The organism is Hydrogenophaga sp. (assembly GCF_018780385.1).
GTDB lineage: Bacteria > Pseudomonadota > Gammaproteobacteria > Burkholderiales > Burkholderiaceae_C > Hydrogenophaga.
The window spans coordinates 19,503-34,302 of record NZ_JADMJO010000039.1 but is presented as its reverse complement, the minus strand read 5'-3'; the positions used below and the strand labels follow the sequence as shown (position 1 = coordinate 34,302).

The window sequence follows — 14,800 nt, the reverse complement described above, 5'->3', positions numbered from 1 at the left end:
GCGTCGTTGATTTCGCCTGCCTTCACCCCGGGCACTACGACGCCGGCATGAAGGGTCAGATCAAAGTGACCACCAAATAAGCCGGCAAAGCTCGCTTTCCGGCAACCCACAGCCACACCTGATTGAAGGAACATCTCATGAAAACACTGAACCTGACTCTGGCCGCATCAGCGGTCGCCCTCTTCTTTGCCTTCGCTGGACCTGCACTGGCTCAAATGACCATGGAACATGGAAAGATGGGAATGGATCAGAGCAAGGCGTCCACGGCCGGTGCACCTGGCATGACCGATGGCGAGATCCGCAAGATCGACAAGGATGCCGGCAAGATCACGATCAAGCACGGAGAGATCAAGAACCTGGACATGCCCCCGATGTCCATGGTGTTCAACATCAAGGACAAGGCCATGTTGGACAAGGTTCAAGTAGGTCAGAAAATCCAGTTCGTCGTCATCCAAGATGCGGGCAAGATGGTGGTTACCGACATCCAACCCGGTAAGTGATGTTGACCGGGTGACCCAGTGGGTGACCCGTTGTGCCGGATCGCTTTTTTGAAGCGGTCCGGCTTTTTTTCGCGGGAGCTGGCCGCAAAGAGTACGACGTGCCGTCCGAAGCCGGTACTGAGTCAGAGGCTCAAGTGACGGTATCGTTTTTTAAGGCTGCGATCAGTGGGCATCGCACCTTGCCTCTGGCTGCTCCACACAGGCGAATCAGCCCTTCGAGTGCCCCCTCCATCCGGTGCAGCTCCACGAGCTTGCGCCGCACATCCGCGAGTTTGACCTCGGCCTTGATTCGGGCCTGGGCACAACTGGCGCCATCGTCGAGTAGGAGCAGCTCGGCAATCTCGTTCAGACTGAATCCCAAGCGCTGGGCGGTCTTGATGAAATGCAAGCGCGAATGGTCCCCCTCCGCGTAGCGCCGAATCCCGCCCGATGGTCGCACTGGTTCGGGCATCAAGCCCTTGCGTTGATAGAACCGTATCGTCTCGACATTGACATCGGCGGCCTGAGCGAGGCCACCGATGGTCATGCCTGGATCTGTGGGAGTTCGGGTGTTGATCATGCTGCTTGACTCCGTACTTGGGTACGGACTTAAGGTTACTTCATGCAAGTTCAATCCACCACCCAATCCATCACTACCGATCCCGTGAACGGGCACGGCGGCAAGGCCTTGCTGACCGGGGGCCTCGCCGCCCTGTTTGCGTCGACCTGCTGCCTGGGGCCGCTGGTGTTGATCATGGTGGGCATCTCGGGCGCCTGGATCAGCCACCTGACGGCATTGGCGCCCTACCAGCCGTTCTTCATCGGTGTGTCGGTGGTGGCGCTGTTCTTCGCAGCGCGCAAGATCTGGAAGCCTGCTGTCGCATGCGAATCAGGCCAGATCTGTGCGACTCCGGGCATCCGCCGCGCCTACAAGGTGCTCTTCGGTGTCGTGGTGCTGCTGCTTGTTGCAGCGATGGGATTCCCGTTCATTGCGCACTGGTTCTATTGATGAAAGGGCTTTCCATGAAACACCTCATGCTCATGTTCGGCCTTGCCTTGAGCGCACCCGCGTGGTCTGCACAGAAGACCGTCACGCTCTCCATCCCGGGCATGAACTGCGCCACCTGTCCCATCACAGTCAAAAAGGCGCTGACGAAGCTGGATGGCGTGCTCGAAGTGAAGTCCAACCTTGACCAGCGGGAGACCACTGTGGTCTTCGACGATGCCAAGGTCACATTGACGAGCATCACCCAGGCCACCAAGGAGGCTGGCTTCCCGTCGACCGTTTCAGGAGCCAGACAATGATCCAAGTGATTCTGGAATCTGTGCTGACCTGTCCGCAATGTGGGCATCCCAAAACCGAAGTCATGCCAACGGATGCTTGCCAATGGTTTTACGAGTGCGAGAGCTGCCACGCAGTCCTGAGGCCCAAGGCGGGCGACTGCTGCGTGTTCTGCTCGTTTGGCACAGTTCCCTGCCCGCCGATGCAACAGGGTGGCAAATTGAGCTGCTGCAACTCATCCTGACTTTGCGCTGACCAAGATGTAATGCATTCGCAAGCTGCCGGTCAGGGGTGCCTCGCTACATTGGATTCGTACGCCGTACCACATCGATTCATTCGAACGATGTGATCTTTATCCAAGGAGACCTCCATGATTCGCCACCTCAACATCCTCGTCCTTTCACTGGCCGCTGTGGCCCCCGCATTTGCCATGGATGCCGCCCAGTCGGAGGCCAAGCAGGTCATCGCATTGCAAAACGGGGAAAAGCTCTACGTGTTCAAAGACGGATTGATGGCGAAGGAAAGCAAGTTCGGAAGCGTGACTCACCTCAGCAAGGGTGAAGTCGTCCAGACGGCCGATGGGAAAAGCATCACAACAATGGGCAACGAAGTCGCGCGTTTGAGTTCTCTGCTGAACAAAGGCCACGGCAACTGAAGCCTTGCGACGCCATCAATGACGCAGTCCGGATGTGACCGGACTCCAAAGACCCTCTCCCGGTGACCGGCGAGAGGGTTTGCTTTTTTTCGCTCACGCTGACATGTGTTTGTGCAACGTCACCCTTCCCGGATGACAGCACCCCGCAACGCAGCGCATTGCCGATCACCGAGGCTGAGCTCAGGCTCATGGCATGCCCTGGGTCATGGCTTGCACGCAACGATGGTCGCGAACGACTTCACCGTGTCCCCCGGTGCTGCAAAGTCCTGGTGCACGGAGGCAATCACCTGCCAGCCGGAAAATTGCGCCTGCAGGAAATCCCGCGGAAACAGGCAATGGGCGTTGGGGTCGAACATGTCCATGTAGGTCGTGCCCTCCACCAGCACGTTCACCACCATCGTGCCGCCCGGCACCAGGTGCTTCTGCAAGTCGGCCAAAGCCCGCTGCGCGGCGGCGCAGTCGAGAAACATCAGCAACCCGATCGAGACGATGGTGTCGAATTCACCGTTCACGCGGTACCGGCTGAGATCGGCCACTTGAGCCTCCACTGGCAGACCTTCGGCGATGGCCAACTGGCGCAGATGCGAAATGGCGACCTCGCTGGCATCGAGCGCCAACACCGAACAGCCAGCGCGCGCTGCAGCCATGGCCAGATTGCCCATGCCACAGCCAAAGTCCAGCACGCGCCCCCGCAGATGCGGCAGCGCGGCCTGCTCGAACGGATTGAGTGCCGACTCGGACTGGTGAATCTGCCGCTCGAATTGCCGGTCGAAAAATTCAACACTGCGGTTGTTGCTCATGGGTGTCTCTCTGGTGGGTTTCGATGCGCCGGGCATGTTGCGCCTGGATGGGTCGACAGCACCTGGGGCAAGGGACATGATCGACAGGGTCGCTCACACCCCCCACCCGGAGGTCCATCACATGCCCACGGAAGTCTTTGATGCCATCGTCGTCGGCGCTGGACAAGCCGGCCCCGCCCTGGCCGCGCGCTGTGCCCGCGAAGGGCTGCGCACCGCTGTGATCGAGCGCCACCATTTCGGGGGCACTTGCGTCAATGTGGGCTGCGTGCCCACCAAGACCCTGGTGGCCAGCGCGCGTGCCGTGCGCCAGGCGCAGCGCGGCGCCGAGTACGGCTTTGACACGGGCGACATCCGGGTGAACATGGCGCGGGTGAAGGCGCGCAAGGAAGGCATCGTGCTGCACTCGCGCCAGGCGGTGGAGGCATGGATGCGTGGCCTGGCCCACACCGAGGTGATCACCGTTGAGGCGCGCTTCGTGGCGCCGGCCACGCTGCAGGTCAACGGCCGTCAGCTCACCGCACCGCGCATCTTCCTCAACGTGGGTGGACGCTCGGTGCGCCCGGACCTGCAGGGCATCGACGACGTGCCCACCCTGGACAACGTGTCGATCATGGAGCTGGCGACCGTGCCCGAGCACCTGGTCATTGTCGGAGGCAGCTACATCGGCCTGGAGTTTGCGCAGATGATGCGGCGCTTCGGCGCCCAGGTGACGGTGGTGGAGCGCTCGGCGCGCCTGCTGCCGCGCGAAGACGCCGACGTGTCGGACGGCATCCGCGAGATTCTTCAGGCAGAGGGTGTGCGTTTCGAGCTGGAAGCCGAGTGCCTGTCGCTGGCCCCGAACGCTGGCCGGATCACGGTGGGCGCGCAGTGCGCCAACGAAAGAGCGCCCATCGTCGCCAGCCACGTGCTGCTGGCCGTGGGCCGCCGGCCCAACACCGACGGTCTCGGCCTGGAGCACGCCGGCATTCGCATGGACGCCAAGGGCTGCATCGAGGTGGACGACCAGTGCCGCACCAGCGCTGCCGGTGTGTGGGCTGTGGGTGATTGCAACGGCCGAGGCGCTTTCACCCACACCGCGTGGAACGACCACGAGATCGTGGTGGCCAACCTGTTCGACACCGACCCGCGCCGCATCTCGGACCGCATTCCCTGCTACGCACTCTTCATCGACCCGGCGCTGGGCCGCATGGGCATGTCCGAGACCGAGGCCCGCGCGAGCGGCCGGCGGGTGTTGATGGGAAAGATGACGATGCAGAAAGTGGGCCGCGCGCGCGAGGCGGGTGAGACCCAGGGTTTCATGAAGGTACTCGTGGATGCCGACACCCGGCTTCTGCTGGGCGCGGCCATCCTCGGCCTCAACGGCGACGAAGTGGTCCACAGCCTGCTGGACCAGATGGCCGCAGGCCAAGCTTGTGACCTGATGGCGCGCACCGTGCACATCCACCCCACGGTGTCGGAGCTGCTGCCCACGCTGCTGCAGCAACTCAAGCCCTTGGCTTGAAGCCGGTCGCTCGACGGTGAACACTTTTCGATCCCTCCAAATGCACTCACAATATCAGTGCTTGCTAATTTACTTCCAAATAGAGGAGACATCCATGCGCCCACGCCATTTCGTTCTTTCGGTACTGAGCACCGCCGCCCTGCTCGGCCCGTCCGCAGCCATGGCCAACAAGGCCGCCGCCATCGACGAAATGGAGGCCTACCTGGAGTTCGTGGACTACGGCGGCGGCGTGATCTTTGCCGAGCAGATCCCCAGGGACGACTGGAAGAAGTTCGTGCTGATCGACGCGCGCGACGCCGGGCAGTTTGCCAAGGGGCACATCCCCGGCGCCATCAACATGGACTGGCGCCAGGTGCTGGCCAAACGCGCCTCCATCCCCAAGGACAAACCGGTGCTGATCTACTGCAACACCGGTTCGCTGTCGGCGCAGGCCGGGTTTGCGCTGCGCGTGGCAGGCTGGGACAACCTGCGCATCCTGCAAGGCGGCATGGAAGAGTGGAAAGCCAAGGGCGGCTTTGATGCCGCCACCCGCACCACCAGCAGCGCAAAGCATTGACCCCCGAACCCCATCACCTGAGGAGCGCTCCATGTTCCCGTCATTGCCGATCCACGCGCACCCGATCGTGCGCCACTGTTTGCTGCGTGCCCTTGCGTTGGGCCTCGCCGCACTGAGCGTGTCTGCCACGGCACAAACCGCGCCAGAGATGACCCCGCAGAAGGTCGGCCCCAACAGCTGGTACGTGCAAGGCCTGGCCGCGATGGGCTCACCGGCCAACCAGAACTTCATCAGCAATGCCGGCTTCGTGGTGGCACCGCAAGGCGTGGTGGTGATCGATGCGCTGGGTTCCCCCGCGCTGGCGCGCCGGCTGGTGCAGAAGATCGCCGAAATCACACCCAAGCCGATCACCCATGTGATCGTGACGCACTACCACGCCGACCACATCTACGGCCTGCAGGTGTTCAAGGAGCTGGGCGCGCAGATCATCGCGCAGCAGGACGCGCGGGAGTACCTGAACTCCGACACGGCGGCGCAACGCCTCGTGGCCTCGCGCACCGAGCTGGCGCCCTGGGTGGACGACAACACCCGCCTGGTGCCGGCCGACCGCTGGCTGGCCGACTCCACCACCCTGGAGCTGTCGGGCATGCGCTTCGTGGTGGAGCGCGTGGGCCCCTCGCACACGCCGGAAGACCTGGCCGTCCTCGTGCCCGCCGAGCGGGTGCTGTTCGCTGGCGACATCATGTTCGCCGGGCGCCTGCCCTTTGTGGGCAAGGCCGACAGCGGCCAGTGGATCGCCTCGCTGGACCGCCTGTTGCGTTTTGATGTGAAGGTGGTCGTGCCCGGCCACGGCGCGGCGTCCACCGAGCCGCGCAAGGACATGGTGGTGATGCGTGACTACCTCAACCACCTGCGCACCACCATGGGCCGGGCGGCGAAAGACCTTGTGCCCTTCGAGGAGGCCTACAGCAACACCGACTGGAGCACCTTCGAGCCCATGCCGATGTTCCGTTTTGCCAACCGCATGAACGCCTACAACACCTACCTGCTGATGGAAGAGGAAAGCCTGCGCGGTCGGTGAGCAGGCCTCTGCGGCGATACCGCAAAATCGTCCGCATGACACCCGCCACCGAGCCCAGCGAAGCCTTGCCCGCACCACAGCACTCGTCGGATGCCACCTGGCGCGGCGACCTCGGCGGTGCGATGGGCGACCTCGGCACATTGCTGCCGTTTCTGGTCGGCTTCATCGTGGTCGCCGGCGTGCAGCCCTCTTCCATCCTGCTGGCCTTCGGCCTGAGCCTGGTCATCGTGGGTTGGCGCTTTGGCGTGCCCATGCGGGTGCAGCCCATGAAGGCGGTGGGTGCGGCGGCACTGGCCCACACGGTGGTGGGCACCAACGACCTGCCGGCGGTGTTGGCCTTGGCGGCCTTGATCACCGGCGTGTTCTGGGCGCGGCTTCGGTGGTGCTGGCGTTGGTGCTGCTGGGGCGCGGTGGCTGGCTCACCATGCCGATGCTCATGGCCATCGGGTTGGCCGTGGGGTGGTGGCGCCAGCCCGGGCTGATGCAGTTGGTGACCGAGACTCCCTGGACTCTGGCCCTGCCTGCACCGCAGTGGACGGCCTTCAACCAGCCCGGCGTGTGGCTGGCCGCCTTCGGCCTGGCGGCTGCGCAGATCCCGCTGACCTTCGGCAACGCCATCCTCGGCATCGTGGCCGAAACCCGCCGCCTGTTTCCCGCGGTGAATGTGGACGAAAGCCGCATGGCGCGCAGCACCGGCTTCATGAACCTGCTGGCCGGTGGCCTGGGCGCACCACCCATGTGCTTTGGCGCCGGCGGCATGGCCGCGCAAGTGACCTGCGGCGCTCGTACCGGACGCGCGCCCATCTTCCTGGGCACTGTGCTGCTGCTCGCCGGCCTGTTCGCCAGCGGTCAACTCACCCTACTGCTGGGCCTACTGCCGGCCGGCACCATCGGCGCCATGCTCTTCGTGGCCGGCTTCTCGCTCACCATCGGCACGGCCGGCAGCTCGCGCGACAAGCAAGCCCGCCGTGCTGCTCACCACCGCCGCCGTGTCGGTGTGGAACGCGGGCGTGGGCGTGGTGGTAGGCGTGTTGCTGGAAGCGGGATTGAAGTCAAGGCTCCTGCGGATCTGAAGCGGTCTCACGGCTTCTTCATGTTGCCGTGCCCGGCGTGGCCCGCGATGGCGTCCTTGCCGTGATCGGCGAGTTGGGCGTCAAACCATTGGTGCAGCGCAGACACGAGGTCGACATCGGCCGTGGTGTAGCTCAATTCGGCGCCCGCCTTCAGGTCTTTGTAGTCAATGGTGATCTGTCCCGGGTGAGCCGCCTTCAGTGCAGACAGCCCGGGCATGTCCTGGCCATGAATGCGCGTCGGCCCTGAAAAATCGCCTTTGAGGAACTGGTCGCGGATCTCCCGCAGGTGCAGCCGCGTGAGCCTCACCTGTTCGGCGTCGTTGGCGTTCTTGACCACCACCTGTTGCACACCACCCTGGCCCGTCTTGCCGAAAATGTGGGTGGTTGCGGCTAGGCTGAAGGGCATGACGTCCTTGCCACGTTGGGCCACCTCCGCCAGGCGCTGGCCTGGAGCCTGGGTGGCCATGTGAGCGCCGTGGTCCATCCGGGAATGGTCCATGGCCTGGGCGCTGGCACCACCCGTGCAGGTCAGAAACAGAAGCGAAGCAATGGTGGTTTTGAACATGTGGTTTTCCCAGGTTGAACTTGTGTCGATGAAGGTGATTGTCGGAACGAAGCGCCTGAACTCATATGATTTGAATCACACGCCCCAACATTCACATGACCCCAACGCCCACGGTCCCCGACACGCTGCGCAAGCTGCTTCCGGCCAGCCTCACGGCCGTGTCGTCCGGTATCGAATTGTGCAAGGGCGAACGCCTGTTCCTGCAGCGCCAGCGCCCCAGGCACATGTACTTTGTGGTCAGCGGCGAGATCGTGCTGGAGCGCATGGGCGAACAGGGCGACACCGTGGTGCTGCAGCGGGTTCGCCAGGGTTTCGTGGCCGAGGCCAGCCTGGAATCGGGCAGCTACCACTGCGATGCGGTGGTGACCACGCCGGGCCAGGCGGTGGCACTGCCCATCGAACCGCTCAAGGCCGCGCTGGCGACAGACCCCACCTTCGCGTTGCGCTGGATCGGGATGCTCAACGCCGAGGTACGCCGCCTGCGGGCTCAGTGCGAGCGCATGTCGCTCAAAGGTGTGGGAGAACGGTTGCTGCACATGATCGAAACCGAAGGCGTGGATGGCCACCTTCGTATCGGATCCGGTCTGAAGTCCCTTGCCACTGAGCTGGCCGTGACCCACGAGGCGCTTTACCGCACCGTTGCCGTGCTGGAGAAAGACGGCGTGGTGTTCCGCGAGACAGGGTTCATCGCGCTGGCGCGCGACCAAAAGCGCTGAGCACCAACGCGCGCTGTCCAAGGCGTCGCCCTGCGCGAGAAATCGCCGTCAACTGCAGCGCCCTCGCGCCAGAGGCGGGCACGAAACGATCGCTCACGCTCACGGCGACTATCGAAGGCGCTCCACCTCGCTCTTGACCAGCTCAAAGAGCTGTTCCGGATCGGTCGAAGACAGCGGCTTACCGTTGACGAAAAAGGTCGGGGTGGCTCGAACCCCGATCGCCTTCAGGTCCAAGACGTCTTGCGCCAGCAAGGTATCCACGGAGCCAGAGGCAATGTGCTGGCGTGCCTGCTCCACGTCCAGGCCGACGGATTGCGCAATGGCCCACGCTCGAACGTAGGCGTTCGCACCTTGACCCGTCCAAGCCCGCTGTCCGTCCAGCAAGGCTTCAAGCACGGGTTCGAGTTTCCCCTGCGCACGCGCAGCTTCAAGAAGCCTCACCGCTTCCACAGAAGCCTCCCTGTGAAACGGCGTGTACCGAATCACCAGGCGCGTCTCCCGCGGAAGCGCCGCCAGGATCTGTTTCACGCGAGGATGAAAGGCTTTGCACGCTTCGCATGCGGGATCGAAGAACTCGACAATGGTGACCGGCGCTTCCGCGTTACCAATGATTGGCGAGTGCGGTCGCACCGGCCTGCTCCGAAGCCTGCAATGCTGCAACCTGTAAGGTGTGCCGTTGATAGAGAAAGACAGCGGCGGCAAACAGCACCATGGCGACCAGCGCCGAGAGAAAAACGATGTGACGTCGGGTCATGCAGAGGCACTCAGCACTTTGGATGCCGACGCTCGGTGCAAGATAGGCGCGTCGGCTTCATTCACGGTCGGCAGGCTGTCTGATTTCATGCTCGAGGTTGGTACGCAATGATCGCCATGCCTGCCAGCGTGACGGCCACACCCGCCAGATCCCAGGTGGTCGGTCGGATGCCATCGACCGACCACAGCCAAGCGAGCGCCACCACCACATAGACCCCGCCGTACGCCGCGTAAACCCGCCCCGACGGCGCAGCGTGCAGGGTGAGCAGCCAGGCGAAGGTAGCCAGGCTCACGGCCGCTGCAGGCAACAACAACCAGCCCGAGCCCTGGCCGCGCAGCCACAGCAGCGGCAAGTAGCAGCCCACGATCTCGGCGATGGCGGTGACGAAGTAGAGTAGCAGGGTTTTCATGCCGGCAACGGGTGGTCATACGTCCATGGATTTCAGCAGGGTCAGGATGTCTTCGGCGATCACGCCAGGATCAGTTCCGTAGCTCGAAAACAGTCGAACGGCGCCGCTGGTGTCGAACACGTACTTACCAGCCGAATGGTCCATCGTGTACGAAGTGGGTGTCGTGCCCTCGGCTTTTCGGTAGTAGATCTTGAAGCTGTCAGCCACGGCCTTCAGCTCGGTCGGTTCAGGGCGCAGCGCCAGAAAGCTCGGGTCGAAATTGGTCATGTACTCCTTGAGCAGCGGCAACGTATCGCGCTCCGGGTCCACGGTGATGAAGAGCACCTGAAACTGCTTGCCCCGATCACCCATCAGGCGTTTGACCTCGGCCAGGGTGGTCATGGAGGTGGGGCACACATCAGGGCACTGCGTGAAGCCGAAGAACACCACCACCGCCTTGCCGCGAAAATCGGCCATGGTACGTACCTGCCCGGTGTGGTCGGTGAGCTTGAGGTCCTGAGCGAAGGCAGCGCCTGTGATGTCGGTGCTCTTGAAAGTGAGCGCCTGGGGCGAACAGCCAGCCAAGAAACCACCTGCCGCAAGCCACGAAGCGCTCAACGCCAGCACCTTGCGTCGGTTAAAAGTAAGTGCGGGAGCCATCTTTCTCATTTCTTCACCTTGGCCACTTCTTCGGCCACCAGCGCGGCCAGCTGATCGGGCCCGAAGCTGGGCAGGCTGCGGCCATTCACAAAGAAGGTGGGTGTCTTGGTGACTTGCAGCGTAGTGAGGTCTTCGATGTCTTGCTGCAGCAAGGACTGCATACCGGGTTTCTCGATGTCCTGCCTCGCCTTCGTGAGGTCCAGCCCCGCCTGCTCCGCCACCTTGAATGCGGTCTCGATGTTGGGCTGGCCGTGATCGGCCCAGGCGGGCTGCGCAGCCAGCACGGCTTCAAGCACCGTTTGGTACTTGCCTTGGCTCTTGGCCGATTCCAGCAGCTTGACCACGCGGTCCGAGCCCTGGTGGAACGGCGCATAACGGATCACAAGCCTCACGTCTTTGGGGTACTGGGCCATCAGGTTCTTGACGATGGGATAGAACGCGCGGCAGGTCTCGCAGGCTGGGTCAAAGAACTCGACGATGGTGACCGGTGCGTTCTGCGGGCCGAACACCGGCGAGTGCATGCGCACCAGGCGGGTCTGCTCGGCCTTGACCTGCACTTCCTGAGCGGTCTGCACACGCGATTTGTAGGCGTTCATGCCCAGGTAGAAGAACGCGGCAACGATGGCCACCAGGGCAATGACGGTGAATTTTTTGGCGTTCAAGAACGGGTCTTTCTCAAGTAAACAAAAAGCAGGAAGGCGATGGCGATGAAGGCCAGGAGAGACAACCAGGGAATCTGGATGCCACCCAGGATTTCGAGACTCTGCTCGCTGCACGAAGGCCCGGTGCCGCAAGGAACCCACCACTTGGGCACCCACCCGGCGATGAGTGCGGTGTGGTAGCCGGCCACCGCTGAACCACCCAGGGCCAGCGGCAGCGCATACACGGCACCACGCCGGTCCTCGGCGAAAGCGGCGATGCCCAGGATGATTGCCAACGGGAACATGAAGATGCGCTGGTACCAGCAGAGCAGGCAGGGCGTCATGCCCATGACTTCACCGATGAACAGCGCACCGAGAGTGGACACCAGAGCGAAGGCCCAGGCGCCCATGATCCAGAACCAGCCACGCTTCATGAAGGAAGCTCCTCAGAGGTTTTTCGGGTCGGTTGGCGCGGTGGCGCTTTCAATGAAACAAGGCACCAGGTCAGCGCGGCGCAGACGATGAAGACATCGGCCAGATTGAAGGCTGGCCAATGGATGTTGCCCCAGTGAAAGTCGAGGAAGTCCACCACGGCACCAATCTGAACGCGGTCCACGAGGTTTCCGCCACCACCGCCCGCCACAAAGGCGCCCAGCCAGCGGTCAAGAGGGTCGGCCTGCCGCGCGAGGCACACCACTGAGACAACACCCACCACCAGCACCGACACGCCGATGAAAAACCAGCGTTGCCAGCCGCCGGCATCGGCCAACAACGAGAAGGCGGCGCCCGTGTTGAGCACATGCACGAAGTTGAACCAGTCGGTGACCCGAACCGCTTCACCCACTTCGAGGATGGTGGAGAAATACGACTTGGTGGATTGATCCAGCAAGAGAAGGATGGCCACGGCGGCGAGCCACGTCCATCTGGGGTTTCGCTGGGTCCAGCGAGCGGTCATAAGAGAGTCCTTCCAAAACGATCCGGGTCGGCCACCGCCTGAGACGGCGGCCACTTGAAGCCTGGGGATCGGGGAAGTCGTGCCTGTCAGCGCTTCAGGAGACAGCGTTCCACCCCGAACCTGTCGGCGTGGACCATTGGGGACGATACGGTTGCACATACCAGGGTGGCAAGCGGCGTTCGGCGAGGTGTTCGACCGGTTCAGCACCTGCAGAGATGGCCATGGACGCGGTGGTCGCCGTGACAGCGACGGCGCAGTTCGCGTGGCAGGTTCCGCAATCGAGATCAAAGCCGCTATCACCAACGACCACGTCTTCAACGCCCTCCACCGCCTGCCCTTGGCCGGGCTGATGATGCGTGGCCTGCGACTCCTGCGTGGCTGGAACGTGGCCGCAGCACTCCGCCGCTGCAGAAAATTGCAGCGGCAGCAGCGTGAGCATCAACAAGATCAGAAAAGCGCGCATACGATAAATTTTAAGCGGCAGCCATTTCAATGGCCGCGTGCACGGGCTATCAGCTCAGCCAGCTCGGGACGCACAGGCAAGGGCTCGAAGGCGCTCACTGTGGACCGGCCCGGGTTGCCCAACGGCAGGCGCCCGCTCAGGTGGCCCAGCGGCACCAGCGCCAGGCGCATCACCTGTCCCACTGCCTCGGACCAGTCGCGGGTGCGCAAGGACAAGTTCAACATCTGTGCGTGGGTCTGCAGGTGCGGCTTGACGTGCAGCTGCCCCACGACATGGGCCGCCTCCAGGTACAGCCAGGCCTGCTCTGCCGAGGCTGCGGTTTTTGCGCTTTGGATCAGTTGGGCGTGGGCGGCGCCGTCAAATCGGCGGTTGCTCGATCGCTCAATGGACGTGGCCATGGTGGTCTTCCTTGGCACTGTCTTCGCCCAGCTCACCTCGCGCCTGCCGCATCACCGTCCACCCGCCGTGCAAGGCCAGTGTGGCCATCAGGGTGGCCACCGCGAGGTCGGGCCAGGCCGAGCCGGTGCCGAACACACCGAGCGCGGCCATGAACACCGCCACGTTGTCGATGGCGTCGTTGCGCGAGCACAGCCACACGCTGCGCATGTTCGCGTCACCTTCGCGAAACGCGTAGAGCATCCAGGCCACGGCCACGTTGGCCACCGGGGCGAGCAGCGCCACCGCGCCCATGGTCAGGGCCTGCGGTACGCCGCCGTGCCACACCGCCCACACCGCAGCGCCCAGCACATAGAGGCCAAAGCCCATCATGCTCACCGCCTTGAGCATAGCCGCGCGCGCGCCATGCCAGCGCAGAGGCCAGCATCGCCAGCGATACTGAGTAGTTCATCGGGTCGCCGGCGAAGTCGACCGCGTCGGCCAGCAGCGAGAGTGAACCTGCCTGAAATCCGGCGCCGATCTCGACCAAGAACATGACAGCGTTGATGATCAGGGCGATCCACAGGATTTTGCGGTCGCAGGGCAGGTTGACGATGGCCTCAACCTTGGGAGTCTCGTGGTCACAGCAATAGGCAGGCATGGTTCTTCCTTTCGATGCCTGCATTGGAAACCCTGGAGCCACTACAGTGTCAATCACTTGTTTGAAGGGGGCTGACAACATGCAGATCAAAGACTTGGCACGCGCCACGGGCGTAGATGTGGAGACCATCCGGTACTACGAAAAACAGGGCCTGCTGGCCGAGCCGGCCCGGCGCGAAAACGGTTACCGCGACTACGAGGCCTCGCACCTGGAGCGTCTGTCCTTCATCCGCCACTGCCGGGCTCTGGACATGCCGCTGGCCGATGTGAGCCGACTGCTGGGTTTTGTGGACAAGGCCGATACACAATGCGACGACGTTGACGTTCTGGTGGACGATCAACTGGTCCGCGTGCCAGCCCGCCTCAAGAGCATGCGGGCGCTGGAGAAACAGCTGCTGAAGTTGCGAGCGCGCTGTTCAGGCACCCATGAAGGCCACTGCGGCATCCTGGACGAACTCGTGTCTGCCGCGCATGGGGAATCAAGCGCTTGCCATCCAGCTTGAAAGCTGTTTGGTACCAGGGCGAAACGCATCTGCGTTTTGTCAGATTTCCCAGATCACGGCGTGCCGAAGCCCTAGCGCGTCGGCCAACATCGAAACTGAGTTCAACCTCATCGCTAAGGCAGCGATCATGTGCGCAACGTCAAAAGCAACCGTACCTCTATCCAGAATTCGAGGGAGACGTCACTTCTGGCTTGTTAATTAGACCTCTTTCTGACGAACTCACTCGGGGTCAGGCAAGCTGCGTCGTGCTGCCGCCAAGGCTCTCGCAGACACGGCGCAGTCGCTGTTCCGCCGCGTCAGCCACAGCCTTGACCTGGGGCTTTCCGACCAAGTTCACCATGATCTGAGGGTCGAGAAAGCCGACCACCACTCGGCCCGGGGATTCCTCGCGAACGATCACGTTGCAGGGCAGCAGCAGACCGATGTCCGGCACCGCCTGCAGGGCCTGGTGGGCCAGCGGCGGGTTGCAGGCACCAAGGATTCGATAGGGCGGCATGTCGACGCCGAGCTTTTCCTTCATGGCGAGCTGCACGTCAATATCGCTCAACACGCCGAAGCCCTCGGCCTTCAACTCGGCGATAGTCTTTACAAGTGCCTGTTCGAACGAGGTGTCGGAGAGGGTGGTGGTGAAGCCGTACATGGTGTTCCTTGTGGTGTGGGTGGATGGGTTCAGGCGTGAACTGCCGCAGCGGACGATGTGTTGCTGACCAGTTTGGACAACTCGGAGAATCCGATCGGCGGGATGGTTAGCCA

The 14,800-nt window shown here is 62.9% G+C and carries 26 protein-coding genes; 12 read left to right on the top strand and 14 right to left on the bottom strand.

Annotated elements, in window-relative coordinates:
* Positions 1–137 precede the first annotated feature (137 nt).
* On the top strand, positions 138–500 hold the full coding sequence (locus tag IV113_RS14705; protein ID WP_291086438.1) for a copper-binding protein: 363 nt from the start codon (positions 138–140) through the stop codon (positions 498–500).
* A 130-nt stretch (positions 501–630) separates the two neighbouring features.
* Here IV113_RS14705 and IV113_RS14700 read toward each other — a convergent pair whose 3' ends face one another.
* Entirely contained in the window at positions 631–1,059 is a 429-nt protein-coding gene (locus tag IV113_RS14700) for a MerR family DNA-binding protein (RefSeq protein WP_291086436.1), read from the bottom strand.
* A 42-nt stretch (positions 1,060–1,101) separates the two neighbouring features.
* Between IV113_RS14700 and merT the strand changes: the two genes are divergently transcribed.
* The 4 genes from merT (at position 1,102) to IV113_RS14680 (ending at position 2,416) form a co-directional block, all read left to right on the top strand.
* The gene (gene merT / locus IV113_RS14695) at positions 1,102–1,488 is read left to right on the top strand and encodes a mercuric ion transporter MerT (RefSeq protein WP_291086434.1); all 387 of its coding nucleotides are present in this window, start codon (positions 1,102–1,104) and stop codon (positions 1,486–1,488) included.
* 14 nt (positions 1,489–1,502) lie between these two features.
* Positions 1,503–1,784, top strand: coding sequence for a mercury resistance system periplasmic binding protein MerP (gene merP / locus IV113_RS14690; RefSeq protein WP_291086432.1), 282 nt, complete (start codon positions 1,503–1,505; stop codon positions 1,782–1,784).
* Positions 1,781–2,005, top strand: coding sequence for a GDCCVxC domain-containing (seleno)protein (locus IV113_RS14685; protein WP_291086430.1), 225 nt, complete (start codon positions 1,781–1,783; stop codon positions 2,003–2,005). Before merP ends, IV113_RS14685 begins: the two co-directional genes overlap by 4 nt.
* Positions 2,006–2,131: 126 nt before the next feature.
* On the top strand, positions 2,132–2,416 hold the full coding sequence (locus IV113_RS14680) for a CopK family periplasmic copper-binding protein (RefSeq protein WP_291086428.1): 285 nt from the start codon (positions 2,132–2,134) through the stop codon (positions 2,414–2,416).
* Between the two features lie 203 nt (positions 2,417–2,619).
* On the opposite strand, the gene IV113_RS14675 is transcribed toward IV113_RS14680, so the two are convergent.
* Positions 2,620–3,216: a class I SAM-dependent methyltransferase gene (locus tag IV113_RS14675; RefSeq protein ID WP_291086426.1), complete on the bottom strand. Its 597-nt coding sequence runs from the start codon at positions 3,214–3,216 to the stop codon at positions 2,620–2,622.
* Positions 3,217–3,337: 121 nt separating this feature from the next.
* Between IV113_RS14675 and IV113_RS14670 the strand changes: the two genes are divergently transcribed.
* The 5 genes from IV113_RS14670 (at position 3,338) to IV113_RS14650 (ending at position 7,432) form a co-directional block, all read left to right on the top strand.
* Positions 3,338–4,717 carry an FAD-containing oxidoreductase gene (locus IV113_RS14670; protein WP_291086424.1) on the top strand — a complete coding sequence of 460 codons (1,380 nt, stop codon included), beginning with the start codon at positions 3,338–3,340 and terminating at the stop codon, positions 4,715–4,717.
* 94 nt (positions 4,718–4,811) lie between these two features.
* Positions 4,812–5,273 (top strand): rhodanese-like domain-containing protein, encoded by a 462-nt coding sequence (locus tag IV113_RS14665; RefSeq protein ID WP_291086422.1) that lies wholly within the window; start codon positions 4,812–4,814, stop codon positions 5,271–5,273.
* Between the two features lie 31 nt (positions 5,274–5,304).
* Complete coding sequence (locus IV113_RS14660) at positions 5,305–6,294, top strand: MBL fold metallo-hydrolase (RefSeq protein WP_291086420.1); 990 nt, start codon at positions 5,305–5,307, stop codon at positions 6,292–6,294.
* 35 nt (positions 6,295–6,329) lie between these two features.
* Positions 6,330–6,776 carry a putative sulfate/molybdate transporter gene (locus IV113_RS14655; RefSeq protein WP_291086419.1) on the top strand — a complete coding sequence of 149 codons (447 nt, stop codon included), beginning with the start codon at positions 6,330–6,332 and terminating at the stop codon, positions 6,774–6,776.
* A complete protein-coding gene (locus IV113_RS14650) occupies positions 6,719–7,432 on the top strand; it encodes a putative sulfate/molybdate transporter (RefSeq protein WP_291086417.1) in 714 nt (237 codons plus the stop codon). Before IV113_RS14655 ends, IV113_RS14650 begins: the two co-directional genes overlap by 58 nt.
* On the opposite strand, the gene IV113_RS14645 is transcribed toward IV113_RS14650, so the two are convergent.
* A complete protein-coding gene (locus IV113_RS14645; RefSeq protein ID WP_291086415.1) occupies positions 7,375–7,932 on the bottom strand; it encodes an aspartate carbamoyltransferase in 558 nt (185 codons plus the stop codon). The two genes, IV113_RS14650 and IV113_RS14645, sit on opposite strands and share 58 nt — an antisense overlap.
* A gap of 95 nt (positions 7,933–8,027) precedes the next feature.
* Between IV113_RS14645 and IV113_RS14640 the strand changes: the two genes are divergently transcribed.
* On the top strand, positions 8,028–8,648 hold the full coding sequence (locus tag IV113_RS14640) for a Crp/Fnr family transcriptional regulator (protein WP_291086413.1): 621 nt from the start codon (positions 8,028–8,030) through the stop codon (positions 8,646–8,648).
* Positions 8,649–8,756: 108 nt separating this feature from the next.
* On the opposite strand, the gene IV113_RS14635 is transcribed toward IV113_RS14640, so the two are convergent.
* The 10 genes from IV113_RS14635 to IV113_RS26250 all read right to left on the bottom strand — a co-directional run bounded on the left by IV113_RS14635 (position 8,757) and on the right by IV113_RS26250 (position 13,277).
* Positions 8,757–9,278 carry a thioredoxin domain-containing protein gene (locus IV113_RS14635; protein ID WP_291086411.1) on the bottom strand — a complete coding sequence of 174 codons (522 nt, stop codon included), beginning with the start codon at positions 9,276–9,278 and terminating at the stop codon, positions 8,757–8,759.
* Entirely contained in the window at positions 9,250–9,402 is a 153-nt protein-coding gene (locus IV113_RS14630; RefSeq protein WP_291086409.1) for a hypothetical protein, read from the bottom strand. The genes IV113_RS14635 and IV113_RS14630 overlap by 29 nt, the downstream gene beginning before the upstream one ends.
* An 85-nt stretch (positions 9,403–9,487) precedes the next feature.
* Positions 9,488–9,811 carry a YnfA family protein gene (locus IV113_RS14625; RefSeq protein WP_291086407.1) on the bottom strand — a complete coding sequence of 108 codons (324 nt, stop codon included), beginning with the start codon at positions 9,809–9,811 and terminating at the stop codon, positions 9,488–9,490.
* Positions 9,812–9,826: 15 nt separating this feature from the next.
* Positions 9,827–10,459 (bottom strand): SCO family protein, encoded by a 633-nt coding sequence (locus tag IV113_RS14620; protein ID WP_291086405.1) that lies wholly within the window; start codon positions 10,457–10,459, stop codon positions 9,827–9,829.
* Positions 10,456–11,112, bottom strand: coding sequence for a thioredoxin domain-containing protein (locus tag IV113_RS14615; RefSeq protein WP_291086403.1), 657 nt, complete (start codon positions 11,110–11,112; stop codon positions 10,456–10,458). Before IV113_RS14615 ends, IV113_RS14620 begins: the two co-directional genes overlap by 4 nt.
* Complete coding sequence (locus IV113_RS14610; RefSeq protein ID WP_291086401.1) at positions 11,109–11,525, bottom strand: disulfide bond formation protein B; 417 nt, start codon at positions 11,523–11,525, stop codon at positions 11,109–11,111. Before IV113_RS14610 ends, IV113_RS14615 begins: the two co-directional genes overlap by 4 nt.
* Positions 11,522–12,046 (bottom strand): signal peptidase II, encoded by a 525-nt coding sequence (gene lspA / locus IV113_RS14605; protein ID WP_291086399.1) that lies wholly within the window; start codon positions 12,044–12,046, stop codon positions 11,522–11,524. The genes IV113_RS14610 and lspA overlap by 4 nt, the downstream gene beginning before the upstream one ends.
* A gap of 94 nt (positions 12,047–12,140) precedes the next feature.
* Positions 12,141–12,539, bottom strand: a complete 399-nt coding sequence (locus IV113_RS14600) for a hypothetical protein (RefSeq protein WP_291086397.1) — start codon at positions 12,537–12,539, stop codon at positions 12,141–12,143.
* Entirely contained in the window at positions 12,536–12,907 is a 372-nt protein-coding gene (locus tag IV113_RS14595) for a DUF3703 domain-containing protein (protein ID WP_291086395.1), read from the bottom strand. The genes IV113_RS14600 and IV113_RS14595 overlap by 4 nt, the downstream gene beginning before the upstream one ends.
* On the bottom strand, positions 12,891–13,277 hold the full coding sequence (locus IV113_RS26250) for a hypothetical protein (protein ID WP_363318621.1): 387 nt from the start codon (positions 13,275–13,277) through the stop codon (positions 12,891–12,893). Before IV113_RS26250 ends, IV113_RS14595 begins: the two co-directional genes overlap by 17 nt.
* A 347-nt stretch (positions 13,278–13,624) precedes the next feature.
* On the opposite strand from IV113_RS26250, the gene IV113_RS14585 reads away from it, so the two are divergent.
* Positions 13,625–14,047 (top strand): MerR family transcriptional regulator, encoded by a 423-nt coding sequence (locus IV113_RS14585; protein WP_291086393.1) that lies wholly within the window; start codon positions 13,625–13,627, stop codon positions 14,045–14,047.
* 229 nt (positions 14,048–14,276) lie between these two features.
* Here IV113_RS14585 and IV113_RS14580 read toward each other — a convergent pair whose 3' ends face one another.
* Positions 14,277–14,687: a DUF302 domain-containing protein gene (locus IV113_RS14580; protein ID WP_291086391.1), complete on the bottom strand. Its 411-nt coding sequence runs from the start codon at positions 14,685–14,687 to the stop codon at positions 14,277–14,279.
* Positions 14,688–14,800: the final 113 nt, after the last annotated feature.